The sequence below is a fragment of the Achromobacter anxifer genome (assembly GCF_903652925.1).
In the GTDB taxonomy this organism is placed as follows: Bacteria; Pseudomonadota; Gammaproteobacteria; order Burkholderiales; family Burkholderiaceae_B; genus Achromobacter; species Achromobacter anxifer.
This window is the reverse complement of sequence record NZ_CAHLAR010000011.1, coordinates 109,678-134,454: the sequence shown is the minus strand read 5'-3', so window position 1 is coordinate 134,454 and position 24,777 is coordinate 109,678. Positions and strand designations below refer to the sequence as shown.

The following is a 24,777-nucleotide window of genomic DNA, read 5'->3' as shown; positions in this document are numbered from 1 at the left end:
CTTGCTTCTGCATCGGCGGCGCTTTTGCATTGGCTGCGCCCTTCCATCGGCGCAGCCCTGCCCGGCTCAGGCGGTGAACGTCTGCCAGGCCTTGAACAGCATGTACGCGGCCAGCGCGAACAGCAGGCAGGCGAACACGCGCTTCAGAGTCTGCACCGGCAGGCGGTGCGCCATGCGTGCGCCCAGCGGCGCGGTCAGCACGCTGGTGCATACCAGCGCGATCAAGGCCGGCCAGTAGATGTAGCCCAGCATGCCGGGGCGTGTTTCGCCGGAGTTCAGGCCCGACACCACGTAGCCGACGCTATTGGCCAGCGCGATGGGAAAGCCCAGCGCCGCCGAGGTCGACACCGCGTTGTGCAGGGCCACGTTGCACCAGACCATAAACGGCACCGACAGGAAGCCGCCGCCCGCGCCCACCAGGCCGGACAGGAAGCCGATGCCTGCCCCTGCCGTGCTGGTGCCCACCACGCCCGGCATCTGGCGGCTGGGCTTGGGCTTTTTGTTCTGCAGCATGTTCCAGCCGGAATAGCCGACGAACAGCGCGAAGAACAGCGACAGCCACAGCGTGCTGAGCGCGGCGAACACGGCGCCGCCGGACAGCAGGCCACCGATGATGATGCCCGGCGCCATGGCCCAGACGATGTTCCATTTGATCGTGCCGCGCTGCTGATGCGCCCGTACGCTGGAAATGGAAGTGAACAGGATCGAGGTCATCGACGTGGCGATGGCGGCGTGCACCACCAGATCGGCGGGCATGCCCTTCCATGCGAAAAGCATCGTCAGGAACGGCACCAGCAGCATGCCCCCGCCTATGCCCAGCAGACCCGCGGCAAACCCCACCACGCCGCCCAGCACCAGCAGGCAAATCACCATCGTTACATCCACAACTGTCTCCTCTTTCTTCTTGGTAATGAACAAAGCCCCAGGGGCCGCGCCCGAGGGGCTTTGATTGAAGTCTGCGTTCGTCGCGCGGCGGCTGCCCGCGCGGCGCTTACAGGATGATGCCGCCGCCCAGGCAAACCTCGCCATCGTAAAGCACGGCGGACTGTCCGGGCGTGACCGCCCACTGCGGTTCGGTAAAGCTCAGGCCGAAGGTGCCTTCGGCGGCGCCATCCAGGCGGCAGGCCGCATCGGCCTGCCGGTAGCGCGTCTTGGCGCCATAGGCGCCCGGCTCGGGCGCGTGGCCGGCGACCCAGCTGGCGTCCTGCGCCCGCAGCTCGCCCGACAGCAGCCAGGGATGGTCATGTCCCTGCACCACGTAGAGCACGTTGCGCTCCAGGTCCTTGCGCGCCACGTACCAGGCCTCGGCCGTGCCGTCCTCGCGCTGGCGCCCCTTCACACCGCCCACACCCAGGCCCTTGCGCTGGCCCAGCGTGTAGAACGACAGCCCTTCATGGCGGCCGACCTTCTGCCCTTCCGGCGTCATGATCGGACCCGGCTCGGTCGGCAGGTAGCGGTTCAGGAATTCGCGGAACGGCCGCTCGCCGATGAAGCAGATGCCGGTGGAATCCTTCTTGGCGGCGTTGTGCAGGCCGATTTCATGGGCAATGCGCCGCACCTCGGTCTTGTGGATCTCGCCCAGCGGGAACATGGTGCGCGACAACTGCGCCTGGTTCAGGCGATGCAGAAAGTAGCTCTGATCCTTGGACGCATCCAGCGCCTTGAGGAGCTGGAACTGCGTGCCGCCGCCCGCGGCCGGCACCTCGCGCACGCGCGCATAGTGGCCGGTGGCGATGTGCTCGGCGCCCAGCGCCATGGCGTGGTCGAGGAAGGCCTTGAACTTGATCTCGGCGTTGCACAGCACGTCCGGATTGGGCGTGCGACCCGCGGAGTACTCGCGCAGGAATTCCGCGAACACGCGGTCCTTGTATTCGGCGGCGAAATTGACGAACTCGAACTCGACCCCGACCAGGTCCGCGACGCTGGCGGCGTCCAGCAGGTCCTGGCGGGTGGAGCAGTATTCGGAATCGTCGTCGTCTTCCCAGTTCTTCATGAACAGGCCGACGACCTCATAGCCTTGCTGCTTGAGCAGCCAGGCGGTGACCGAAGAATCGACCCCGCCGGACATGCCGACGACGACGCGGCCTCTTTTGCCGCCGGACCGCTCCAAGGCAAAAGCCCCCCTCGGGGGGCAGCAAGCCGAAGGCGCGGCGTGGGGGCCGTTCTTGGTGGTATTTGAACTCATGATGGGTCTATTTTAGATCGGACAGCGCATCTTCCCGCGGCTGCGGCTCGGCGGCCCGTGACACTTCCATCAGCCACGTACGGAACGCCTGCAAAGTGGGCAGATTGGCTTTCTGCTCCGGGTAGCACAGGTAGTACCCCATGCGCGCCCGGATCGGCAGCTGGATGGCGACGGCCAGCTTGCCGTCGCGCAACTCGTCCTCGATCAGGCAGCGCGGAATCAGCGCCACCCCGAAGCCCGCCGCGGCCGCCTGCGACAACAGCGCATACTGGTCGAAGCGCGCGCCTTCCAGGCTGCGCCGGGTATCGCAGCCGGCCTGGTCGAACCAGTCGCGCCAGCCCTCCAGCGCCGACGTGTGGTGCAGCAGCGGATAGGCCAGCAGGTCCGCCGGCGAGGCACAGCCGCCCGGGATCAGCCGCGGACTGCAGACCGGCAAGATTTCGCGGCCGACGATGTAGTCCGCCCCGCTGCCCGGCCAGATGCCCTCGCCGAAGCGCACGGCCGCATCCAGCTCAGGCGTGGAGAAGTCATAGCCCTGGCGATGGGGCAGGAACTCCACGTGGATGTCCGGCCGCAAGCGCATGAAGGCCGTCAGGCGCGGGATCAGCCAGCGCGCGCCAAAGGTCGGCATACAGGTCAGGTTGAGCGTGCCGCCCTGCCCCTGGTGCGCAATCAGCTCAACGGTGGCGGCCTCGATCTGCCCCAGACCCGCCTGGATCTTGGTGAGGTAGCTGCGTCCGGCTTCGGTCAGGACCAGGCCTTGCCTGATCCGCAGGAATAGTTCGATGCCTACGAACTCCTCCAAATGTTTCACCTGTTTACTGACCGCGCCCTGCGTCACACACAGTTCCTGGGCCGCGCGCGTGAAGCTGCTATGTCTCGCGGCGACTTCGAACGCCTGGAGATCCGTTAAAGAAGGACAGAAACGCCGCATAGATGATGTAGCCCCGCGGCAGCCGCGGGCTCCCTGCCCCGAGAGGGGCAATCTTCCTGGGGATGGCCCGGCGGAAATGGCTGTCCGCGCTCCCCATGGAGGCTTGCGTTGAATACGCAAATTGTTTCAGGCCGCGCGGCAAAAACTGGCGTGTTCCGGGCCGCCGCGAAAAGAGGCATGAAAAAAAGTCATAGCTTACGGAGAAACTTTCGTTTGCGCAAACCGGACCGCCAGGAAAGAATCGTTGCGTTTGCGTCTGCCTTTGCGCATCCGCTTTCCAATTCATTAGGGGAATCCATGCAACGCCGTAACGTAGTACTGGGCCTGTGTGTCGCCGCCGCGACCCTGGCCACGCCGCTGACCTCGGGCATCGCGCACGCTGAAGACGCGTATCCGAGCAAGCCCATCCGCCTGATCGTTCCCTTCCCGCCCGGCGGCACCACCGACATCGTCGGCCGCCTGTTCGCAGACAAGCTGGGCAAGGAGCTGGGCCAGACCGTCGTGGTGGAAAACCGCGGCGGCGCCGGCGGTTCGATCGGCAGCGCCTTCGTCGCCAGCAGCGCGCCGGACGGCTACACGCTGGGCATCGCCACCGTCAGCACCCACGGCATCAACCCGGCCATCTACCCGAACCTGCCGTTCGACGGCGAGAAGGACTTCACGCCCATCTCGAACCTGGCGGCCGTGCCGAACATCATGACCATCAACCCGAAGGTCCAGGCCAAGAACATCGCCGACTTCATCAAGCTGGCCAAGAGCGAGCCGGGCAAGCTGACCTACGCGTCCGCCGGCAACGGTTCGGTCTCGCACATGATGGGCGAACTGTTCAAGATGGCTTCGGGCACCAACCTGATGCACGTGCCGTACCGCGGCGTGGGCCCGGCGCTGAACGATGCGCTGGCCGGCCAGGTCGACGTCATGTACGACAACCTGCCTTCCACGCTGCCGCACGTCCAGTCCGGCCGCCTGATCGCCATGGCCGTAGCCTCGCCCAAGCGCGTGGCCAGCCTGCCCGACGTTCCCACCTTCGCCGAAGCCGGCCTGCCGGCCGTGAACGACGCTTCGTGGTTCGGCCTGGTGGCTCCCGCCAAGCTGCCCAAGCCCATCCTGGACAAGCTGAACGCGGCGGTGCAGAAGGTCAGCGCCGAAGACGACGTCAAGACCCGCCTGGAAGCCCTGGGCGCGTCGCCGGCCGCCAACACTCCGGCCGAATTCGGCGCGCAGATCTCGGCTGAAATCGCCAAGAACAAGCGCATCGCCAAAGAAGCCAACGTGAAGATCGACTAAGCGATCTTCGGTCCTCGCCGTCCCCGCGCGGGACGCGAGGACCTCCGATTCACGAACGCAATACCCCCATATGCGAATTACCCAACCCCTGTCTTATCGGCTCGACCTCCCGCAGCAATATCCGGATTCGGAACTCTCGGCCCCGCTGGTGCTGGACTCTCCGCACAGCGGCACCGCCTATCCCCCCGATTTCGCGGCTGCGGTGAACTTTGGCGCATTGCGCACCGCCGAGGACACCTGGGTTGACGACCTCTGGGGCGACGCCATTGAAATGGGCGTGCCGATGATCGCCGCCGCGTTTCCGCGCGCCTACATCGACGCCAATCGCTCGCCCGACGAGATCGACGAACTGCTTCTGGACCAGGCCTGGCCCGACGCCATCAACGCCTCGCCCAAAGTCAAGCTGGGCAAGGGCCTGATCTGGCGCATGCTGGATGACGGCACGCCGCTCTACAACCGCAAGCTGACGGTGGCCGAAGTGCGCCACCGCATCGACGCCTGCTGGAAGCCCTACCACGCCGCGCTGGGCCAGGTGCTGGACGCCGCCCACAAGAAGTTCGGCAAGGTCTGGCACATCAACTGCCACTCCATGCCCAGCGTCGCCGGCGCCTACGCCACCGACCGCCCCGGCCTGGTCCACCCCGACTTCGTGCTGGGCGACCGCGACGGCAGCACCAGCGACCCGGCCTTCCGCGAATTCATCGCCGCCTGGCTGCGCGAACGCGGCTACAACGTCACCGTGAACGATCCGTACAAGGGCGTGGAACTGGTGCGCGCCTTCGGCCGCCCCGAAGAAGGCCGCCACAGCCTGCAGATCGAGATCAACCGCAAGCTCTACATGGACGAAGTCTCGCTGCGTCCTTCCGAAAACTACGGCCGCCTGAAGGCCGATCTGCGCGAACTCACCGCCGCGCTGATCAACTGGACTCGCGCGCAGACGGCTTGACGCCGGACGTTTGCGCGCAGTGCCGGCCAGCAGGAAAGCACGACTGGCCGGAGCAATTGGGTTGCAAGACCCCAGCCCCATGGTTCGCCATGGGGCTTTTTTTTTCGGCCCGATCTCAAGAAGATCCGAAGCGACGAGCAAACCGAAACGGAAAACGGTCCGCAATCGGAGAATCCCGCAGCCATTGCGCGCAGCCAATGCGGCTCGAGTGCCGGCCCGCCGCCGGGCCGCCCCAAGGCGGGCCAGCCCCCTCGGGGGGCAGCAAGCGAGCGTAGCGAGTGCGGCGTGGGGGCCCACATTCCGTGTATAACTAGTGCCAATCTTCTGAGGAGAGGTAGATGCACATCGGGATACCAAAAGAAACCCGAGACGGGGAAACTCGTGTCGCAGCAACACCGGAGACCGTCAAGAAGTACATAGGCGGCAAACACACCGTTGTCGTGGAACGCGGGGCAGGCACGGCCGCCCGCTATCTGGACGACGCCTATGAAGCCGCCGGCGCCACGCTCGGCACGGCCCAGGATGCGCTGGGAGCAGAACTCGTGATGAAGGTGCGCGCGCCTTCTGCCGCGGAATTGCCCCAGATGAAATCCGGCGCCGTAGTGATCGGCATGCTGGACCCCTTCGACGCCGAAGGCATCCAGCAGATGGCCGCCGCCGGGCTTACGGGATTCGCGCTGGAGGCCGCGCCCCGCATCACCCGGGCCCAGAGCCTGGACGTGCTGTCCTCGCAGGCCAACCTGGCCGGCTACAAGGCGGTGCTGCTGGCCGCGCACTACTACGGCCGCCTGATCCCCATGATGATGACCGCCGCGGGCACGCTGAAAGCGGCCCGCGCCGTGGTGCTGGGCACCGGCGTCGCCGGCCTGCAGGCCATCGCCACCGCCAAGCGGCTGGGCGCCGTGGTCGAAGCCTCCGACGTGCGTCCCGCCGCCCGCGAGCAAGTGGAATCGCTGGGCGCCAAGTTCATCGACGTGCCCTTCGAAACCGACGAGGAACGCGAGATCGCGCAAGGCACGGGCGGCTATGCCCGGCCCATGCCGGCGGCCTGGATGGCGCGGCAAGCGGCCCTCGTGTCCGAACGCTGCAAGCAGGCCGACATCGTCATCACCACCGCGCTGATCCCGGGCCGCCCCGCTCCCACGCTGGTGTCCGCGGAAACCGTCGCAGCCATGAAGCCGGGCTCGGTGCTGGTGGACCTGGCCGTGGAACGCGGCGGCAATTGCCCGCTGTCCGAGAAAGGCCAGGTCGTGGAGAAGCACGGCGTGACCCTCGTCGGGCTGACCAATCTGCCCGGCATGGTAGCGACCGACGCGTCGGCGCTCTATGCGCGCAACATCCAGGATTTCCTGAAGCTCATCATCAATGCGGACGGCGCGCTGGCGATCCAGCGCGACGATGAAATCGTGGCGGCCTGCCTGATGTGCGAAGGCGGCAACGTGGCGCGGAGGAACTAAAGCATGGAAGCGATCAACCCCACCCTGATGAACCTCATCATCTTCGTGCTGGCCATCTATGTCGGCTACCACGTCGTGTGGAACGTCACCCCTGCGCTGCACACGCCGCTGATGGCCGTGACCAACGCCATTTCCGCCATCATCATCGTCGGCGCCATGCTGGCGGCCGCGCTGACCGAAGGCGGCCTCGCGCGCGGCATGGGCGTGTTCGCCGTGGCGCTGGCCGCGGTCAATGTGTTCGGCGGCTTCCTCGTGACCCGCCGCATGCTGGAAATGTTCAAGAAGAAAGACAGGAAGCCCGGCAAGGAGGAAGCGCAATGATATCGCTGAACCTCGTCACCCTGCTGTACCTGATCGCCTCGGTCTGCTTCATCCAGGCGCTCAAGGGCCTGTCGCATCCCACCACGTCGCGGCTGGGCAATGCGTTCGGCATGGCCGGCATGGCGATCGCCGTGCTGACCACGGCCGCGCTCATCGTCGCCCTGGCCCGCGACGGCGCCGCCACCATCGGCCTGGGCTGGGTCGTGCTGGGCCTGCTGGTGGGCGGCTCCATCGGCACGCTGATGGCCAAGCGCGTCGAGATGACCAAGATGCCCGAGCTGGTCGCCTTCATGCACAGCATGATCGGCCTGGCCGCGGTCGCCATCGCGGTGGCCGTGGTGGCCGAGCCGCATGCCTTCGGCATCGTGCCGGCCGGCATGCCCATCCCCACCGGCAACCGCTTCGAGCTGTTCATCGGCACCTTCGTCGGCGCCATCACGTTCTCCGGTTCGGTCATCGCTTTCGGCAAGCTCTCGGGCAAGTACAAGTTCCGGCTGTTCCAGGGCGCGCCGGTGGTGTTCACGGGCCAGCACATGCTGAACCTGGCGCTAGCTTTGCTGATGCTGGCCTGCGGCGTCTGGTTCATGCTGACGCAGGAATGGACGCCCTTCGTCATCATGACGATCATCGCCTTCGTGCTGGGCGTGCTGATCATCATCCCGATCGGCGGCGCCGACATGCCGGTGGTGGTGTCCATGCTGAACAGCTACTCGGGCTGGGCGGCAGCCGGCATCGGCTTCTCGCTGAACAACCCGATGCTGATCATCGCGGGCTCGCTGGTGGGCTCGTCGGGCGCCATCCTGTCCTACATCATGTGCAAGGCGATGAACCGCTCGTTCTTCAACGTGATCCTGGGCGGCTTCGGCGGCCAGGCCGGCGGCGGCGCCGCGGCGGGTGAAGCGCAGCAGCGCAGCGTCAAGTCGGGCAGCCCCGACGATGCCGCCTTCCTGATGACCAACGCCGAACGCGTGACCATCGTTCCCGGCTACGGCCTGGCGGTGGCGCGCGCGCAGCACGCGCTGAAGGAACTGGCGGAGAAGCTCACCGAGCGCGGCGTGACGGTCAAGTACGCCATCCACCCGGTGGCCGGACGCATGCCTGGCCACATGAACGTGCTGCTGGCCGAAGCCGAAGTGCCCTACGACCAGGTCTTCGAAATGGAAGACATCAACAGCGAGTTCGGCCAGACCGACGTGGTGCTGGTGCTGGGCGCGAACGACGTGGTCAACCCGGCCGCGAAGAACGATCCGAAATCGCCCATCGCCGGCATGCCCATCCTCGAAGCCTACAAGGCGCGCACCGTGATCGTGAACAAGCGCTCCATGGCCTCGGGCTACGCGGGCCTGGACAACGAGCTCTTCTACATGGACCGCACGATGATGGTCTTCGGCGACGCCAAGAAGGTGCTGGAAGACATGGTCAAGGCCGTGGAATAACAGGCCCTGCGCCGGATGCCGCACAAGGCGTCCGGCGCCCTTGGCGCCTAGGCGCCGCGCTGGCCCGCCGGCCGGCGCAATTGCTCGTCAACCACCTCGATCCAATGCCGCACGGGCGTGTCGGTGCCGCTTTGCAGGTGGCCGATGCAGCCGATGTTGGATGACAGGATCACGTCCGGTCCGCCCGCGGCGATAGCGCCAAGCTTGCGGTCGCGCAGCTCCAGCGCGATTTCCGGATTCAGCACCGAGTACGCTCCCGCCGAACCGCAGCACAGATGCTTGTCGGCGAACGGCTGCAATGCGAAACCCAGGTCCACCAACAATTGTTCCGACAACGGTCGCAGCCCCTGCCAGTGCTGCAGCGTGCAAGGCGGATGAAATGCCGCGCGCGTGCCTTCGGGCAGCCGAGAGCGCAGTTGCGCGGCATGCGGCGCGACGATCTCGGCCACGTCCCTCACCAGCGCCACGATGTCCGCGGCCTTTTGCGCGTAGGCCGGATCATGCCGCAAGTGATGGGCGTACTCCTTGACCATGGCGCCGCAGCCGGACGCATTCATCACGATGGCCTCGACCTTGCCGTCCTGCAACAGCGGCCACCAGGCGTCGACGTTGGCGCGCATCTGCGCCAGGGCCTCGTCCTGCGCATCCAGATGGAAGCTGGCCGCGCCGCAGCAACCGGCGCCGGGAGCGATGCGCGCGCCTATGCCCACCGCGTCCAGCACGCGGATGGTGGCGGCGTCGATGGTCGGCATCATGGCGGGCTGCACGCAGCCAGCCAGCATCAGCACCTGCCGCGCATGGCCGGCCACCTGCGGCAGCGGCCCCGCGGCGCGGCGCTCCGGCACCTTGCGCTTCAACGCCTCCGGCAGCATGCCGCGCACCGCCTGGCCCAGCCGCATCGCGGGTCCGAATAGCGGCGACAACATGGTCTTGCGCAGCAAGGTGCGCTTGGTCCTGTCGGCCCAGCTGCGCGGCACGCGCTCTTCCACGATCTTGCGGCCGATGTCGACCAGATGCCCATACTGGACGCCGGAGGGGCACGTGGTCTCGCAATTGCGGCAGGTCAGGCAACGGTCCAAATGCTGCTGCGTGGACTGCGTGGGCTCGGCGCCCTCCAAGACCTGCTTGATCAGGTAGATGCGGCCGCGCGGGCTGTCCAGTTCGTCGCCCAGCACCTGATACGTCGGACAGGTGGCCGTGCAGAAACCGCAATGCACGCAACGCCGCAGGATGGCGTCCGCCTCCTTGCCCAGATCGGTATCGCGTGCCCAGGATGCCAGGTTGGTTTGCATGATGCCCTATAGATCCAGGACCAGGCGGCCGGGGTTGAACAGGCCGGCCGGATCGAGCTCTTGTTTGAGGCGGCGCGTGATCGAAGCGATCCCGGGCGCCAGCGGATGGAATACGCCGTCTGCCGGCGGCCTGCCCTGTCCGGCGCGGAACAGCGTGGCATGCCCGCCCAGCCGCTGCGCGGTCTCGCGCAGCATGGCGGCGTCGTGCTCGCCCGACAGCCAGCGCTGCCCGCCCCCCCACTCCAACAGGGTCGGACCCAGTCCGAGCGCGGCGGCGGTGGGCGGCAGCGCCAGGCGCCACAAGGGCCGGCCCGGCGCGAAGTAGGCATGGGTCTGCTCGCGCAGCGAACGCCACCAGGCTGCGGCCGCCTCGGGCGCCAGCGGGGTCCCGCCTATCAATTGGCGGGCGCTGGAGATGGCGGGAGGCGCGCCTGACAGCCGCACCATCATCTCGCCTTCGGCGCCGCCGTCGTCGCCGGTCCAGCTGGTCGCGGAGATCGGCAAGGGCTTGCCGCGCCACAAGGCGAAACCGGCCAGCGCCTGCGCCTGGGTGGCGGGCAAGGTCAGCGTGAGTTCCTCCATCGGCCGCGGCACGACCTTCAAGGACACTTCCAGTATGGCGCCGAAGATGCCGTGCGAGCCGGCCAGCAGCCGCGACACGTCGTATCCCGCCACGTTCTTCATGACCTCGCCGCCGAACGAGAGGATGCGGCCTTCCGAATCCAGGAGCTGCGCGCCCAGGACGAAATCCTTGAGCGCGCCGGCGTTCATGCGGCGCGGACCCGACAGCCCCGCCGCCACGCAGCCGCCCACCGTGGCGGAGGTCGAGAAATGCGGGGGCTCGAAGGCCAGCATCTGGCCGTTCTCGGCCAACGCGGCTTCAAGTTCAGCCAGCGGCGTGCCGGCGCGCACCGTCACCACCAGCTCGGACGGGTGGTAGCTGACGATGCCGCGATAGGGAGTCATGTCCAGCAGGCAGTGGCCGTCCTGCGGCGTTACCGGGCGGTAATTGCCATAGAAAGCCTTGCTGCCTCCGCCCATCACAAACAAGGGTTTGTGACCGGCACGGGCCGTCATGACCTGGTCGCACAATTCCGACAGGACGAAATCCATGAGGACAGGTCCTAGAAACGGGCGAGGTCGGGGAAGCGCAATTCTCCCGCATGGACGTGCATCTTGCCGTATTCGGCGCAACGAGCCAGCGTGGGGATGACCTTTTCAGGATTCAGCAGGCATGGCGGATCGAAGGCCCGCTTTACCGCCAGGAACGCGTCGAGTTCTTCGCGAGAGAATTGCACGCACATTTGATTTATTTTCTCCATTCCCACACCGTGCTCGCCGGTCACGGTTCCTCCTACCTGCACGCACAGCTCAAGAATGGCCGCGCCGAATTTCTCCGCGCGCTCCACCTCGTCCGGCTTGTTCGAATCGAACAGGATCAACGGATGCAGATTGCCGTCGCCTGCATGGAAGACATTGGCGCAGCGCAGGCTGAACTCGTCTTCCATCTGCTCGATGGCGCCCAGCACGCGCGCCAGATGGCGGCGCGGTATCGTGCCGTCCATGCAATAGTAATCGGGCGACACGCGTCCCGCGGCCGGAAACGCATTCTTGCGGCCCGCCCAGAATTTCAGGCGCTCGGCCTCGGATGACGACACCTGGCAGCGCGTTGCGCCGGCCGCGCGGAACACCGCTTCCATGCGCGCGATCTCGTGCTCGACCTCTTCGGGCGTGCCGTCGGATTCGCACAGCAGGATGGCTTGCGCATCCATGTCGTAGCCGGCGCGCACAAAGGGCTCGACCATGTGCGTGGCGCGGCGGTCCATCATTTCCAGGCCCGCGGGTATCATGCCGGCCGCGATCACCTGCGTGACCGCATTGCCGGCCGCTTCCACGCTGGAAAAGCTGGCCATGACGACCTGCGCGCAGGCCGGCTTGGGTATCAACTTGACCGTCACTTCCGTGACCACGCCCAGCATGCCTTCCGAGCCGATGAAGACGGACAGCAGATCCAGGCCTGGCGCATCGGGCGCCTCGGAACCCAGCTCGACCACGTCGCCGTCTATGGTCACCACGCGCACGCGCAGCACGTTGTGCACGGTCAGCCCGTACTTCAGGCAATGCACGCCGCCGGAGTTCTCGGCCACATTGCCGCCGATGGAACAGGCGATCTGGCTGGAGGGATCGGGCGCGTAATACAACCCATACGGCGCGGCCGCCTCGGAGATCGCCAGATTGCGCACGCCGGGCTGCACGATGGCCGTGGCGCTGGCCAGGTCGATGTGCTTGATGCGATTGAACTTGGACAGGCCGAGCAACACGCCGCGGCTGTGCGGCATGGCGCCGCCGGACAAGCCTGTACCGGCGCCGCGCGCGACCACGGGGGCATTCAGGCGTTTGCAGATGCGCATCACGGCCTGCACCTGCTCTTCCGTTTCAGGCAGGGCGACGACCGCGGGCAAGGCGCGATAAAGGGATAGGCCGTCGCACTCGTAGGGACGCGTATCCTCTTCGCGGAACAATATGCAGTGCGCGGGCAACGCGGCCGACAACGCCTCGATGAGTTGCTGCAATGAGTAAGGCGCCTGTACTTGTGCCAGGCCGGTTTCGACCAGTGAATTCATGAGCGCAACAATAGCGCGAGCACCCGTCCCTAGCAGACCGGGATTTACCCGCATCCGCATACCCGTCGGGCAGCAGATAAGTAACCAGCCGTAATCGCTTGCCGCCCATTGCTGGCGTCCTGTACGCCGGCAATGGGCGGCGGCATGAAAAAAGCCGACGGCATGCCGTCGGCTTCGGAGTTCGGCAACTCAGCCGGACCCGGCTTACCAGGACACGATCTTGCCCGGGTTGAGGATGTTGTTCGGATCAAACGCGTGCTTCAGGCTGCGCATCAGATCCAGGGCATCCTCGCCATGCTCCTCGGCCATGAACTGCATCTTGTGCAAGCCCACGCCGTGCTCGCCCGTGCAGGTGCCGTCGGCCGCGATCGCGCGGCGCACCAGGTTGTGGTTGATGGCCTCGGACTCTTCCCATTCCTGGGCGCTGTCCGCGTCCAGCAGCATCAGCACATGGAAGTTGCCGTCGCCGACGTGGCCCACGATCGTGTAGGGGAAGCTGGCGCGGTCGAGTTCCTCGACCGTGTCGCGCACGCAATCGGCCAGGCGCGAGATCGGCACGCAGACGTCGGTGGTGCTGGCGCGGCAGCCGGGACGCAGTTGCAGGCCGGCGAAGTAGGCGTTGTGGCGCGCGGTCCACAGGCGGCTGCGGTCCTCGGGGCGTTCGGCCCATTCGAAGTCCATGCCGCCATGATCCGCCGTGATTGCCTGCACGGTTTCGGCCTGCTCCTGCACGCCGGCCGGACTGCCATGGAACTCGAACACCAGCAGCGGCGTTTCGCGCAGCGTCAGCTTGCTGTGCAGATTCACCGCGCGCACGCTGGCCGCGTCCATGAACTCGACGCGCGCAATCGGCACGCCCATCTGGATGATCTCGATCACGCTCTGCACGGCCGAATCCAGCGTGGGGAAATTGCAGACCGCGGCCGACACGGCTTCGGGCTGCGGATATAGGCGCACCGTCACTTCGGTGATGATGCCCAGCGTGCCTTCGCTGCCGACAAAGATGCGGGTCAGGTCGTACCCGGCCGAGGACTTGCGCGCGCGGCCCGCGGTGCGGATGACGCGGCCGTCGGCCGTCACCACGGTCAGCGACATGACGTTCTCGCGCATGGTGCCGTAGCGCACGGCGTTGGTGCCGGAAGCGCGCGTGGCGGCCATGCCGCCCAGGCTGGCGTCGGCGCCCGGATCGATCGGGAAGAACAGGCCGGTGTCGCGGATTTCCTCGTTGAGCTGCTTGCGCAGCACGCCCGCCTGCACCGTCGCGGTCAGGTCTTCGGCGTTGACCGCCAGCACCTTGTTCATCTGCGACAGATCCAGGCTGATGCCGCCCTGGATCGCCAGGATGTGGCCTTCCAGGGAGGAGCCAGCGCCGTAGGGAATCAAGGGAACGCGGTACTGGTTGCACAGCTTGGCGACCTCGGCCACTTCCTCGGTCGTGTGTGCGAAGACCACGGCATCCGGCGGCATGGCCGGATAAGGGGATTCGTCGCGGCCATGGTGCTCGCGCATGGCGGAGGATTCGGACAGGCGGTCGCCAAAGCGCGCGCGCAAGGCATCCAGACAAGCGGCCGGCACCGGGCGGCGCAACGATTCAGCGTGCAAGGGAGCGTTCATGATCAGCGTGTTCTCGGGTTCGGTAACCTGATTATTCTACGCCGCCGCGCGCCCCGCGCCGCGCACCGCCAGACACTGGCGATCCGCGGCGCAGCCGAGGACTTACTTGCCGGAGGTCAGGGCGACCCGGCGGCGTTCGCGCACGGCATGGGCCAGGCGCTCGAGCACGGCAACCGAGGCGTCCCAGTCGATGCAGCCGTCGGTGATGCTCTGGCCGTAGACCAGCGGCGTGCCCGGCACCATGTCCTGGCGGCCGCCCAGCAAATGGCTTTCCACCATGACGCCCACCAGGCGGCTGTCGCCCGCTTCCATCTGGCGCGCCACGTCTTCGATCACCAGCGGCTGGTTTTCGGGCTTCTTGCTGCTGTTGGCATGGCTGGCGTCGATCATGACGCGCTGCGCCAGGCCGGCCTTGGACATGTCCTGGCAGGCGGCGTCGACGCTGGCCGCGTCATAGTTCGGCGTCTTGCCGCCGCGCAGGATGACGTGGCAGTCCTCGTTGCCGGCCGTCGACACGATGGCGGAATGCCCGCCCTTGGTCACCGACAGGAAATGGTGCGGCTGCGATGCCGCCTTGATCGCGTCCACCGCGATCTTGACGTTGCCGTCGGTGCCGTTCTTGAACCCCACCGGACACGACAGTCCCGAAGCCAGTTCGCGATGCACCTGGCTTTCCGTCGTCCGAGCCCCGATCGCCCCCCAGGAGACCAGATCCGCGATGTACTGCGGTGTAATCATGTCCAGGAACTCGCAACCCGCCGGCAGTCCCAGGCTGTTGATGTCCAGCAGCAGTTCGCGGGCAACGCGCACGCCCTTGTTGATGTCGAAGCTGCCGTCCAGATCGGGATCGTTGATCAGGCCCTTCCAGCCCACCGTGGTGCGCGGCTTCTCGAAGTACACGCGCATCACGATTTCCAGGTCGGCGCTTAGCCGGTCGCGCACGGGCTTGAGCCGCTTCGCGTATTCGATGGCCGCGCGGGTGTCATGGATGGAGCAAGGCCCGATCACGACGATCATCCGGTCATCCATGCCGTGCAGGATGCGGTGCATCCCCTGGCGGGCGGCGAACACCGTGTCGGACGCCTCCTTGGTGCAGGCGAACTCGCGCATGACATGCGCGGGCGGATTCAGCTCTTTGATTTCACGAATGCGAAGGTCGTCGGTATTGTGTGACACGGTACTGCTCCTGGGTTGCCCGCCGCGGGGATGTTCCCGAGGTGGTTTCCTCAACTGGCGGCGCAAAAAAAGCCGCCAGTTCGCTGGCGGCTTTTTTGGGGGGATTCTTTCCAAACTTCAGATTGAGCGCGTCCCTTCCTCCGCCAGCGGCTTCAGAAAACCATAAAAATAAAAATAAAAGGCGGGGGACGCGAATTTCATGGGGATTGACTCTAGCACAATTTTTTTGAGCCGTCACCAGCGTTTTTTTGAATCAGGCGGTACCGCCGACCGTCAGGCCTTCCATGCGAACCGTCGGCATGCCCACGCCGACGGGCACGCTCTGCCCGTCCTTGCCGCAGGTGCCCACGCCGGAATCCAGCTTCAGGTCGTTGCCGATCATGGTGACGCGGTTCATGGCGTCCGGACCGTTGCCGATCAGGGTGGCGCCCTTGACCGGGTAGGTCACCTTGCCGTTCTCGATCATGTAGGCCTCGGATGCCGAGAACACGAACTTGCCGTTGGTGATGTCGACCTGGCCGCCGCCGAAATTGACCGCGTATAGTCCGCGCTTGACGGACGACACGATTTCCTCGGCCGGCTTGTCGCCCGCCAGCATGTAGGTGTTGGTCATGCGCGGCATCGGCAGGTGCGCGAACGATTCGCGACGGCCGTTGCCGGTGGCGGCGGTCTTCATGAGGCGCGCATTCAACGTGTCCTGCATGTAGCCGCGCAGAATGCCGTCCTCGATCAGCACGTTGCGCTGGGTGGCGTTGCCTTCGTCGTCGATATTCAGCGAGCCGCGGCGGTCCGGAATGGTGCCGTCATCGATCACCGTGACGCCCTTGGAAGCGACGCGCTCGCCGATGCGGCCGGAGAACACGCTGGAGCCCTTGCGGTTGAAATCGCCCTCCAGGCCATGGCCGACGGCCTCGTGCAACAGGATGCCGGGCCAGCCGGAACCCAGCACGACGGTCATCTCGCCCGCCGGCGCCGGACGCGCTTCCAGGTTCACCATGGCTTCGTGCACCGCCCGCTCGACGTAGCCTTGCAGCATTTCGTCCGTGAAATAGGCCAGACCCAGGCGTCCGCCGCCACCAGCATGGCCCATCTCGCGGCGGCCGTTGCGCTCGGCGATGACGGTCAGCGACAGGCGCACCAGCGGACGCACGTCGGCGGCCAGGCGGCCATCGCTGCCGGCCACCAGCACCACGTCGTATTCGGCGCCCAGTCCCGCCATGACCTGGATCACGTGCGGATCGCGCGCCCGCGCCATGCGCTCGACCCGCTCCAGTAGAGCAACCTTCTCGGGAGCGCTCAACGTGGCCACGGGGTCGATGTCGGCATACAGGCTGCGGCCGATCTCGGCTTCGACCTGGGCCGCCACCTTGACCTTGCCGGCGCCCCGGCGCGCAATGCCGCGCACCGCGTGGGCGGACGACAGCAGAGCCTCGGGCGACAGCGAATCCGAATAGGCAAAGGCGGTTTTCTCACCACTCACGGCGCGCACGCCGACGCCCTGGCTGATGGAGAAACTGCCCGTCTTGACGATGCCCTCTTCCAGGCTCCAACCCTCGCTGCGCGTGTACTGGAAATACAGGTCGGCATAGTCGACCTTGTGCGTGAAGATCTCACCCAGCGCGCGCGCCATGTCCGCCTCGGTCAGCCCCCAGGGGTCGAGCAGCAGGGACTTGGCGGTGGCGAGGGAAGCAATGGCGGGATCGATGATTTTCATAGGACTCTGTTCTGGAGGCGGTGGCGCATGGGCGCGCGCTCGCGGTGATGCTCAAGATCATATCGTAACGCCGACGCTGCCCCCGCGTCGCGGGCCGCCCCCCCCCCCAGAGACGGGGATGCTCCGGGCCCTTCCCGCGACGGCAAAAATACGGCGAAGGATTATCTCTGGAGAATAGATGAGGCCGGAACATTGCTTATCAAGCTAAGCAATGCATGCTCAAACGGCGTTCGATGCGCCCCCCTTTTCCGTACCATCGCAGAGCGTTTCCAGCTCCCGGGCATACATGTCAACAGCACCCCTGGAGCACGCACCAAACTCGTCATACAACCTGTCATGAAAATGAAATACGTCGGATGCATACCACGACTTACACTCCAGGACCTCATGACGTCTAAGCGCAAAATTATCCGACATCAGGACGATTCAATCGTTCCCGCATACTGCGTCATCAGACCTCTTCCAGGGTGACTCCATCGCGCGCACCTACTGAAACCGGAAGGCCTGACAGCCCCCATCTGCACGGAACGCGAAACAAATCGCCACCACGCAAGCCCATTCGGAACCATTTGTCCGCCTCGTGAACCAATACCCGCATTGTTTCAAGTTGTCCCAAATTCGCGAATATTCTTCCCAACCCTTGTTCCTTGCGGCCGCCCGCAGCCCTCTAAATGGCCGCCAACTCTTTTGATACAAAGTAATTATTCCAGAAACCGGGAAGTCAAGCCGCAATTTCTGTATTATGCGAAGCACAACAATTACACATAACTTCGCCGGCGATTAAAGCAGTTCCATAATCAGGAATAAAACCATGGCCCGAGAAACCTACGCAGCACTGCAAGCAAAGATCGAAAAGGAAATCAACAAGCTACAAAAGAAGGCTGAAGTCCTGCAAACCAAGCGCCGCAAACCGGTGATCACGCAGATCATCACGTCAATGCGCGAATACGACATTACGCCTGAAGAAATCATCGCAGCCTACGGCGCCGGCAAGCCCGCCCGCGCCGCCGCCACCGGTGGCCGCCGCAAGGCAGGCGCCGCTGCCCGCCCGGCCAACGCCGCCAAACGCGCCGTTGCGCCGAAGTACCGCCATCCTCAAACCGGGGAAACGTGGAGCGGCCGTGGCAAGGCTCCTCGCTGGCTCGCCGCGGAAGAAGCCGCTGGCGCCGCACGCGATAGTTTTCTTATCAAAGAATAAAACCTATTGCCCAGTAAGAAATAAATCGGCGCACCATTTTGGTGCGCCGATTTCATTTGTATTTTTGAAGAAAAGCCTGGCCAGATTCATTGCACCGGAAACTGGATTTCGCGCTCCGCTCCATTATTTCCGGGGAAATTATCAAATATTGCACGCACCAGGTAGGGCATGATCCGCAGGAAATCGTCGCGTTCGCTCAGTATGAAAGCGCTGGAACGGTATACCTCCGCGCCGCCGCGCTGGGTATCGTAGATCTGCAAGGTCAGGGTATTGCGCTGCACGGCCATGGGCACATCCACCCAGTCCGGCCCCCAGTAGCCATAGCCCGCTCCCCAGGGACGCGGGCCATAGAAACCGCCATATCCGTAGCCGCCATAGAAATACGGGTCATACGGACGCCGCACCATGATCTGGGTCTGCGTGGTGCCGTAGCGGAACGACACGTCGAACCGGCCCTTGACGCCCGGCTTCGCCTCGACCAGGCCGGTGGCGCCGATGCCGGCCCGCACCATGTCCTGATAGGACTGATATTCCAGATTATTGTTTTGCGAGGCCTCCGCCGGCACGAACTGGTAGGTCTGCCCTTCCACGCCCGCTGGCCATTGCTGAAAGGAAGTCACCCGCGCGGAAACCGTGGGCGCGGCACATCCCGCCAAGGCAAATGCTCCCGCCACGACCAAAAGCCCCGCCCAGCGACGTGCATTGAACATGGACAACCTCGACATTTTGCAAACCCTCCTGCGCGCGACGGCGCCATGATACTGGGTTTGACCCCGACTACCGCGAAAAGTTTACGGTAGGCCATAAGGGTCAGGGCAGCATGTCATGCCCAGCCACTACAATAGGGACCTCGTTCATATAGGACTGCAATCCCATGCGCACAGACACGCCCGTAACCGTATATCGCAAGGATTACCAGCCCTACCCCTACGACATTCCCGAAGTCGCCCTCGCCTTCGACCTCGCGCCGGACGCGACCGAAGTGCGCTGCACGATGCAAGTGCAACGCAAGCCTGGGGCCAGCGCCGACGCCGCCCTGGTCCTGGATGGAGAAGATCTGGAACTCGTCTCGGTAGGCGTGGATGGCGCGGCCTTGCCCGCCGACCGCTACCATCTGTCCGAGCACAGCCTGGCCCTCTACGGCCTGCCGGCCAGCGCCAAGGTGGAAATCGTCAGCCGCTGCAAGCCGTCAGCCAATTCCACCCTGATGGGCCTGTACGTGTCGGGTGGCAATTTCTTCACCCAATGCGAGGCCGAAGGCTTTCGCCGCATCACCTGGTTCGCCGACCGGCCCGACGTCATGTCGCGCTACCGCGTGACCCTGCGCGCCCGGCCCGAGTACCCGGTGCTGCTGTCCAATGGCAATCTGCTGGCCTCGCGCCAGTTGCCCGACGGCCGCAACGAGGTCGAGTGGGAAGATCCCTTCCCCAAGCCCTGCTACCTGTTCGCGCTGGTGGCCGGCAACCTCACCCACCGCGAGACCACCGTGAAGACCGCCAGCGGCCGCGACGTGCTGCTGCAGGTCTATAGCGACCCGGGTTCCGAGACCAAGACGGAATGGGCGCTGGATTCCCTGGTGCGCGCACTGCGGTGGGACGAAAGCCGCTTCGGCCTGGAGCTGGACCTGGACCGCTTCATGGTCGTGGCCGTCCATGACTTCAACATGGGCGCGATGGAAAACAAGGGCTTGAACATCTTCAACGCCGCCTATGTGCTGGCGGATGCCGACACAGCCACGGACGCCAACTACGAAGGCATCGAGTCCGTCATCGGCCACGAGTACTTCCACAACTGGACCGGCAACCGCGTCACCTGCCGCGACTGGTTCCAGCTGAGCCTGAAGGAAGGCCTGACCGTCTTCCGCGACCAGGAGTTCAGCGCCGACATGATGGCCCACGGCATGGACGCCGCCGAGGCCGCCAGCGCCCGCGCGGTCAAGCGCATCGACGACGTGGTGGCGCTGCGCGCCGCCCAGTTCCCCGAAGACGCCGGCCCCATGGCCCACCCGATCCGGCCGGAAAGCTACCAGGAAATCGGCAACTTCTACACCGCCACCGTGTACGAGAAAGGCGCCGAGGTCATCCGCATGCAACACACCTTGCTGGGCGAGGAAGGCTTCCGCGCCGGCATGGACGAATACTTCCGCCGTCACGACGGCCAGGCCGTGACCTGCGACGACTTCGTCGCCGCCATGGAATCGGTCTATGTGCGCCAGCATCCGGGCCGCGACCTGTCCGTGTTCCGCCGCTGGTACCGCCAGGCGGGCACGCCGCGCGTAACCGTGAAGCTGGAACACGACGCCGCCGCGCGCCGCTGCACCGTGACGCTGACCCAGGAATGCCCGCCCATGGGCGTGGAAAAGAAGGCCGGCCCCGACTACGTCAAGGCGCCCTACCACATCCCCTTCGCCATCGGCCTGCTGGACCAGCGCGGACGCCCGCTGCCGCTGCGCCACGATGGCGAGTCAAAGGAAACCGCGTTGCTGGAGTTGACGCAGCAAAGCCAGCAATGGGTGTTCGACGACATCGCCGAGCGCCCTGTGCCTTCGCTGTTGCGCGACTTCTCGGCCCCCGTCATCGTCGAGTACGGCTGGACCAACGAGGAACTGGCCCTGCTGTCCGCGCACGACAGCAACCCCTTCGCCCGCTGGGAAGCCGGCCAGGAGTTCGCCACCCGCCAGATCCTGGCGCTGGCCGCCGCCCGCCAGGCTGGCAAGACGCTGCATGCCGATGCCGCCTTCATCGAAACCTGGCGCGCGCTGCTGACGGATCCGGCGATCGACGCCGCCTACCGCGCCCGCGCCCTGGCGTTGCCGTCCGAAAAGACCCTGGCCGAACGCATGCAACAGGTGGATCCGCCCGCGCTGGCCGTCGCGCGCGACTTCCTGCGCGCCGAACTGGGCCGCCAGCTGGCCGCCGAGTTCCGCCAAGCCTTCGACGACAACCAGACGCCCGGCGAGTACAGCCCCGCGCCGGTGCCGGCCGGCAAGCGCGCCTTGAAAAACCTGGCGCTCAGCCACCTGATGGCGGCAGGCGAACTGGACGCGCAACGCCTGGCCGAGCAGCAGTACGACAAGGCCGGCAACATGACCGACAGCATGGCTGCCCTGTCCGCCCTGATCAATTTCGGCCAGGGAGATTTTCCGCAAGAAGCGCTGGCCGCGTTCTACGACAAGTGGCGCGACAACGCCCTGGTGGTGGACAAGTGGTTCGCGCTGCAAGCCGCGGCCCGCTCGACGACGGTGCAAACGGCGCGCGAGCTGATGCAGCACCCCGCCTTTACCCTGCGCAACCCGAACCGCGCCCGCGCGCTGATCTTCCAGTTCTGCCTGAACAACGCGCGCGGCATGCATCACCCGGACGGCTCCGGCTATGCCTTCTGGGCCGAACAGGTGCTGGCGCTGGACGCGCTCAATCCGGAGATCGCGGCCCGCCTGGCACGCGCCCTGGACAACTGGTCGCGCTTCGTACCCGCCCTGCGCACGCCCATGCAGGCAGCCCTGCAACAGGTGCGCGCGCATGAGGGCTTGTCGCGCAACGTGCAGGAAATCGTATCCAAGGCTTTAGAATTCGCAGCATAGGAGGTTCCTTTGAAACGCAAAACACTGACTCAATACCTGGTGGAGCAGCAGCGCTCCGCTCAAGCCCTTGCACCGGAAGTGCGCCTGCTCATCGAAGTGGTCGCGCGGGCCTGCAAGGCCATCAGCCACGCGGTGAGCAAGGGTGCGCTCGGCGGCGTCCTCGGCAGCCTGGAAAGCGAGAACGTCCAGGGCGAAGTGCAGAAGAAACTGGACGTGCTATCCAACGAGATCCTGCTGGAAGCCAATGAATGGGGCGGCCACCTCGCGGCCATGGCCTCGGAAGAGATGGAAACCATCCATCTGATCCCGAACCGCTACCCCAAGGGCGAATACCTGCTGCTGTTCGATCCGCTGGACGGCTCGTCCAACATCGACGTGAACGTCTCCATCGGCACCATCTTCTCGGTGCTGCACGCGCCCCACGACGTGTCGGGCGCGCCCGTGTGCGAACAGGACTTCCTGCAGCCCGGTGACAAGCAGGTCGTGGCCGGCTATGCCGTCTATGGTCCGCAGACCATGCTGGTGCTGACCATCGGCAACGGCGTGGTGGGCTTCACGCTGGACCGCGAAATGGGCTCGTGGGTGCTGACGCACGAGAACATCCGCGTGCCGGAAGACACCAAGGAATTCGCCATCAATATGTCGAACATGCGCCACTGGGCCGCCCCGGTCAAGCGCTACGTCGACGACTGCCTGGCCGGTTCCACCGGCCCGCTCGGCAAGGACTACAACATGCGCTGGATCGCCTCAATGGTGGCGGACGTGCATCGCATCCTGACCCGCGGCGGCATCTTCATGTACCCCTGGGATGCCCGCGAACCGGGCAAGGCCGGCAAGCTGCGCCTGATGTACGAAGCCAACCCCATGAGCTTCCTGATCGAGCAGGCCGGCGGCGCCTCGATCAATGGCGAGCAGCGCATCATGGAAATCCAGCCCGACAAGCTGCACCAGCGCGTCAGCGTGATCCTGGGTTCCAAGAACGAAGTCGACCGCGTCGGCCGCTACCACGCCGAAGCCAAGGGCGCCTGACCCGACTGGCGGTGCCGGCAACGGCATCGCTCCAAAAGCAAAGCCCCGGCTCGCAATGAGCCGGGGCTTTTACATTCCGCGTCTTACGCAAGCAAGATCACTTGACCTGTTCGATCGACTTCACGTCGTCCTTGTTGATCTGGACCTTCTTGCCGTCCTTGTCGTACTCGTACATGCCCGAGTCCTTGTCGTACTTGGGCGTATCCGGCGTCACGGTCGAGCTGCCATCCCGCTGCTGAATGACCGACGGGGACGAGCATCCCGCCAGCACCCCGAGTCCGGTCACGGCCAGGGCAAGCGTCATGGTCTTCAGTTTCATGGGCGTATTCTCCGAAAGTGAATCGTGGATTTACTGTATCTGACGCTGTCCCCTGATTCGTGACGGGTTGTGGTCAAAATGCATGCGAAGGTAATGCCGCGGACCCGCCTGAATGCAAAAAACCCCTCGCAGGCCGGGCCTGCGAGGGGTTGCACACGCATACAAGACGCAAGCGGCCTTTACACCTTGGCGTTCGCCTCGATGAAACGGCGCACGGCGGCCGCGTCGCAATCCATGATTTCGACGCGTTGCGGCAGCGATTCAAGATCGGCCAGGTTGCCAGGCGGGGTCGCCGGACGGCCCAGGGCCTGCTCGATCGTTTCCGAGAACTTCGCCGGCAAGGCGGTTTCCAGCACCAGCATCGGCACGCCGGGCTCGACGAAGTCGCGCGCGACCTTGACGCCATCAGCCGTGTGCGGATCGATCAGCACGCCGGTTTCGTCGTAGACCGAACGGATCGTCGCCAGGCGGTCTTCGTGCGTGCTGGCGCCCGATACGAAGCCGTAGCGCTCCTCGAATTGCGGCTTCAGGCTGGACAGGTCGAACGATCCATCGCGTGCCATGCCGGCCCACAGTTCCTTGACGCGGGCGGCGTCGCGGCCGACCAGGTCGAACACGAAGCGTTCGAAGTTCGAAGCGCGCGAGATGTCCATGGACGGGCTGGAGGTTGCGTAGGTCTGCTCGGCGGGACGCGGACGATAGACACCGGTGCGAAAGAACTCTTCCAGCACGTTGTTCTCGTTCGTGGCCAGCACCAGGCGGCGGATGGGCAGGCCCATGCTGCGCGCGATGTGTCCGGACAGGATGTTGCCGAAATTGCCCGAGGGCACGGCAAACGAGACCTGCTCGCCGGCCTTGCCGGTGGCGCGCAGCCAGCCGTGGAAGTAGTACACCACCTGGGCGGCGATGCGCGCCCAGTTGATGGAGTTGACCGCTCCCAGGCGATATTTGGTCTTGAACTCCAGGTCGCCGGCCAGGGCCTTGACGATGTCCTGGGCCTCGTCGAACACGCCGCGCACGGCGATGTTGTGGATGTTCTCGTCCTGCAGCGAATACATTTGCGCGCGCTGGAAGGCGCTCATGCGGCCATGGGGTGACAGCATGAACACCGCGACGCCCTGCTTGCCGCGCAGCGCGTATTCCGCCGCCGAACCCGTGTCGCCGGACGTGGCGCCCACGATGTTCAGGGTGGTGCCGCGCTTGGCCAGCACGTATTCAAAGACCTGGCCCAGGAATTGCATGGCCATGTCCTTGAAGGCCAGCGTCGGCCCTTCGGACAGGCCCAGCAGCGACAGGCCGCCGTCCAGCGGACGCAGCGGGACGATGTCCTCGCTGTTGAAGGTCTGCTGCGTATAGGCCGCGCGCGTCAGGCGGCGCAGGTCATCCTTCGGGATGTCGGTGGCGAACAGGGACAGCACTTCGAACGCCAGGTCCGCATACGGCAGGCCGCGCCAGGACTCCAGCGTTTCAGCCGAGACCTGGGGCAGCTGCTCCGGCACGGCCAGGCCGCCGTCCGGCGCCAGGCCTTCCAGCAGGATGTCCGAGAATTCCATCGCGGCCATGCCGCCGCGGGTAGATATGTATTTCATGTCGATGGTTCCGCTATGCGCTACGCCGTTGCTCCCGTATCCCGGCCGCCGCGGAGCCGGCTTTGCCAGTCCGTCA

The 24,777-nt window shown here is 65.4% G+C and carries 20 protein-coding genes; 8 read left to right on the top strand and 12 right to left on the bottom strand.

Going from position 1 to position 24,777, the window contains the following annotated elements; translation table 11 throughout:
• Window positions 1–66: 66 nt before the first annotated feature.
• From HWY37_RS27955 to gcvA, 3 genes are all read right to left on the bottom strand, one after another.
• Window positions 67–885, bottom strand: coding sequence for a sulfite exporter TauE/SafE family protein (locus HWY37_RS27955; protein ID WP_175208278.1), 819 nt, complete (start codon window positions 883–885; stop codon window positions 67–69).
• A gap of 106 nt (window positions 886–991) precedes the next feature.
• Window positions 992–2,110 (bottom strand): tRNA 2-thiouridine(34) synthase MnmA, encoded by a 1,119-nt coding sequence (gene mnmA, locus HWY37_RS27950; RefSeq protein ID WP_175208322.1) that lies wholly within the window; start codon window positions 2,108–2,110, stop codon window positions 992–994.
• Between the two features lie 82 nt (window positions 2,111–2,192).
• Window positions 2,193–3,119, bottom strand: coding sequence for a transcriptional regulator GcvA (gene gcvA / locus HWY37_RS27945; protein ID WP_175208279.1), 927 nt, complete (start codon window positions 3,117–3,119; stop codon window positions 2,193–2,195).
• A 297-nt stretch (window positions 3,120–3,416) separates the two neighbouring features.
• Here gcvA and HWY37_RS27940 point away from each other — a divergent pair, with 297 nt between their 5' ends.
• The 5 genes from HWY37_RS27940 to HWY37_RS27920 all read left to right on the top strand — a co-directional run bounded on the left by HWY37_RS27940 (window position 3,417) and on the right by HWY37_RS27920 (window position 8,566).
• Complete coding sequence (locus HWY37_RS27940) at window positions 3,417–4,406, top strand: Bug family tripartite tricarboxylate transporter substrate binding protein (RefSeq protein WP_175208280.1); 990 nt, start codon at window positions 3,417–3,419, stop codon at window positions 4,404–4,406.
• Between the two features lie 70 nt (window positions 4,407–4,476).
• Window positions 4,477–5,352, top strand: a complete 876-nt coding sequence (locus HWY37_RS27935) for an N-formylglutamate amidohydrolase (protein WP_175208281.1) — start codon at window positions 4,477–4,479, stop codon at window positions 5,350–5,352.
• Window positions 5,353–5,690: 338 nt separating this feature from the next.
• Window positions 5,691–6,809, top strand: a complete 1,119-nt coding sequence (locus HWY37_RS27930; RefSeq protein ID WP_175208282.1) for a Re/Si-specific NAD(P)(+) transhydrogenase subunit alpha — start codon at window positions 5,691–5,693, stop codon at window positions 6,807–6,809.
• Between the two features lie 3 nt (window positions 6,810–6,812).
• Window positions 6,813–7,130 carry an NAD(P) transhydrogenase subunit alpha part 2 gene (locus HWY37_RS27925; protein WP_042792677.1) on the top strand — a complete coding sequence of 106 codons (318 nt, stop codon included), beginning with the start codon at window positions 6,813–6,815 and terminating at the stop codon, window positions 7,128–7,130.
• The gene (locus tag HWY37_RS27920; protein WP_176090304.1) at window positions 7,127–8,566 is read left to right on the top strand and encodes an NAD(P)(+) transhydrogenase (Re/Si-specific) subunit beta; all 1,440 of its coding nucleotides are present in this window, start codon (window positions 7,127–7,129) and stop codon (window positions 8,564–8,566) included. The genes HWY37_RS27925 and HWY37_RS27920 overlap by 4 nt, the downstream gene beginning before the upstream one ends.
• A 47-nt stretch (window positions 8,567–8,613) precedes the next feature.
• On the opposite strand, the gene glcF is transcribed toward HWY37_RS27920, so the two are convergent.
• The 6 genes from glcF to tldD all read right to left on the bottom strand — a co-directional run bounded on the left by glcF (window position 8,614) and on the right by tldD (window position 16,986).
• Window positions 8,614–9,858: a glycolate oxidase subunit GlcF gene (glcF, locus tag HWY37_RS27915; protein WP_176090303.1), complete on the bottom strand. Its 1,245-nt coding sequence runs from the start codon at window positions 9,856–9,858 to the stop codon at window positions 8,614–8,616.
• Window positions 9,859–9,864: 6 nt separating this feature from the next.
• Entirely contained in the window at window positions 9,865–10,971 is a 1,107-nt protein-coding gene (gene glcE, locus HWY37_RS27910; RefSeq protein ID WP_175208285.1) for a glycolate oxidase subunit GlcE, read from the bottom strand.
• A gap of 11 nt (window positions 10,972–10,982) precedes the next feature.
• On the bottom strand, window positions 10,983–12,482 hold the full coding sequence (locus HWY37_RS27905) for an FAD-linked oxidase C-terminal domain-containing protein (protein ID WP_175208286.1): 1,500 nt from the start codon (window positions 12,480–12,482) through the stop codon (window positions 10,983–10,985).
• A 204-nt stretch (window positions 12,483–12,686) separates the two neighbouring features.
• Window positions 12,687–14,096 carry an FAD-binding oxidoreductase gene (locus HWY37_RS27900; RefSeq protein ID WP_175208287.1) on the bottom strand — a complete coding sequence of 470 codons (1,410 nt, stop codon included), beginning with the start codon at window positions 14,094–14,096 and terminating at the stop codon, window positions 12,687–12,689.
• A 102-nt stretch (window positions 14,097–14,198) separates the two neighbouring features.
• Entirely contained in the window at window positions 14,199–15,272 is a 1,074-nt protein-coding gene (gene aroG / locus HWY37_RS27895; protein ID WP_175208288.1) for a 3-deoxy-7-phosphoheptulonate synthase AroG, read from the bottom strand.
• A gap of 253 nt (window positions 15,273–15,525) precedes the next feature.
• Window positions 15,526–16,986, bottom strand: coding sequence for a metalloprotease TldD (gene tldD, locus HWY37_RS27890; RefSeq protein WP_175208289.1), 1,461 nt, complete (start codon window positions 16,984–16,986; stop codon window positions 15,526–15,528).
• A gap of 811 nt (window positions 16,987–17,797) precedes the next feature.
• On the opposite strand from tldD, the gene HWY37_RS27885 reads away from it, so the two are divergent.
• Window positions 17,798–18,184, top strand: coding sequence for an H-NS histone family protein (locus HWY37_RS27885; protein WP_175208290.1), 387 nt, complete (start codon window positions 17,798–17,800; stop codon window positions 18,182–18,184).
• Between the two features lie 86 nt (window positions 18,185–18,270).
• Here HWY37_RS27885 and HWY37_RS27880 read toward each other — a convergent pair whose 3' ends face one another.
• On the bottom strand, window positions 18,271–18,909 hold the full coding sequence (locus tag HWY37_RS27880) for a DUF4136 domain-containing protein (protein ID WP_176090302.1): 639 nt from the start codon (window positions 18,907–18,909) through the stop codon (window positions 18,271–18,273).
• Window positions 18,910–19,058: 149 nt separating this feature from the next.
• On the opposite strand from HWY37_RS27880, the gene pepN reads away from it, so the two are divergent.
• Together pepN and HWY37_RS27870 are read left to right on the top strand one after the other, a co-directional pair.
• The gene (gene pepN, locus HWY37_RS27875) at window positions 19,059–21,764 is read left to right on the top strand and encodes an aminopeptidase N (protein ID WP_176090301.1); all 2,706 of its coding nucleotides are present in this window, start codon (window positions 19,059–19,061) and stop codon (window positions 21,762–21,764) included.
• 9 nt (window positions 21,765–21,773) lie between these two features.
• On the top strand, window positions 21,774–22,793 hold the full coding sequence (locus tag HWY37_RS27870) for a class 1 fructose-bisphosphatase (RefSeq protein ID WP_175208293.1): 1,020 nt from the start codon (window positions 21,774–21,776) through the stop codon (window positions 22,791–22,793).
• Window positions 22,794–22,890: 97 nt separating this feature from the next.
• On the opposite strand, the gene HWY37_RS27865 is transcribed toward HWY37_RS27870, so the two are convergent.
• Window positions 22,891–23,112, bottom strand: a complete 222-nt coding sequence (locus HWY37_RS27865; RefSeq protein ID WP_175208294.1) for a YgdI/YgdR family lipoprotein — start codon at window positions 23,110–23,112, stop codon at window positions 22,891–22,893.
• A 179-nt stretch (window positions 23,113–23,291) separates the two neighbouring features.
• Window positions 23,292–24,701 carry a threonine synthase gene (gene thrC / locus HWY37_RS27860; RefSeq protein ID WP_176090300.1) on the bottom strand — a complete coding sequence of 470 codons (1,410 nt, stop codon included), beginning with the start codon at window positions 24,699–24,701 and terminating at the stop codon, window positions 23,292–23,294.
• Window positions 24,702–24,777 lie beyond the last annotated feature (76 nt).

Bases quoted from the DNA above. Each gene is read 5' to 3' on its own strand.
- pepN (WP_176090301.1), top strand. From the start codon at position 19,059: ATGCGCACAGACACGCCCGTAACCGTATATCGCAAGGATTACCAGCCC.
- glcF (WP_176090303.1), bottom strand. From the start codon at position 9,858: ATGCAAACCAACCTGGCATCCTGGGCACGCGATACCGATCTGGGCAAG.
- HWY37_RS27865 (WP_175208294.1), bottom strand. From the start codon at position 23,112: ATGAAACTGAAGACCATGACGCTTGCCCTGGCCGTGACCGGACTCGGG.
- HWY37_RS27935 (WP_175208281.1), top strand. From the start codon at position 4,477: ATGCGAATTACCCAACCCCTGTCTTATCGGCTCGACCTCCCGCAGCAA.
- HWY37_RS27925 (WP_042792677.1), top strand. From the start codon at position 6,813: ATGGAAGCGATCAACCCCACCCTGATGAACCTCATCATCTTCGTGCTG.
- gcvA (WP_175208279.1), bottom strand. From the start codon at position 3,119: ATGCGGCGTTTCTGTCCTTCTTTAACGGATCTCCAGGCGTTCGAAGTC.
- HWY37_RS27920 (WP_176090304.1), top strand. From the start codon at position 7,127: ATGATATCGCTGAACCTCGTCACCCTGCTGTACCTGATCGCCTCGGTC.
- HWY37_RS27905 (WP_175208286.1), bottom strand. From the start codon at position 12,482: ATGAATTCACTGGTCGAAACCGGCCTGGCACAAGTACAGGCGCCTTAC.
- thrC (WP_176090300.1), bottom strand. From the start codon at position 24,701: ATGAAATACATATCTACCCGCGGCGGCATGGCCGCGATGGAATTCTCG.
- tldD (WP_175208289.1), bottom strand. From the start codon at position 16,986: ATGAAAATCATCGATCCCGCCATTGCTTCCCTCGCCACCGCCAAGTCC.
- HWY37_RS27940 (WP_175208280.1), top strand. From the start codon at position 3,417: ATGCAACGCCGTAACGTAGTACTGGGCCTGTGTGTCGCCGCCGCGACC.
- HWY37_RS27900 (WP_175208287.1), bottom strand. From the start codon at position 14,096: ATGAACGCTCCCTTGCACGCTGAATCGTTGCGCCGCCCGGTGCCGGCC.
- HWY37_RS27880 (WP_176090302.1), bottom strand. From the start codon at position 18,909: ATGTCGAGGTTGTCCATGTTCAATGCACGTCGCTGGGCGGGGCTTTTG.
- HWY37_RS27930 (WP_175208282.1), top strand. From the start codon at position 5,691: ATGCACATCGGGATACCAAAAGAAACCCGAGACGGGGAAACTCGTGTC.
- glcE (WP_175208285.1), bottom strand. From the start codon at position 10,971: ATGGATTTCGTCCTGTCGGAATTGTGCGACCAGGTCATGACGGCCCGT.
- HWY37_RS27885 (WP_175208290.1), top strand. From the start codon at position 17,798: ATGGCCCGAGAAACCTACGCAGCACTGCAAGCAAAGATCGAAAAGGAA.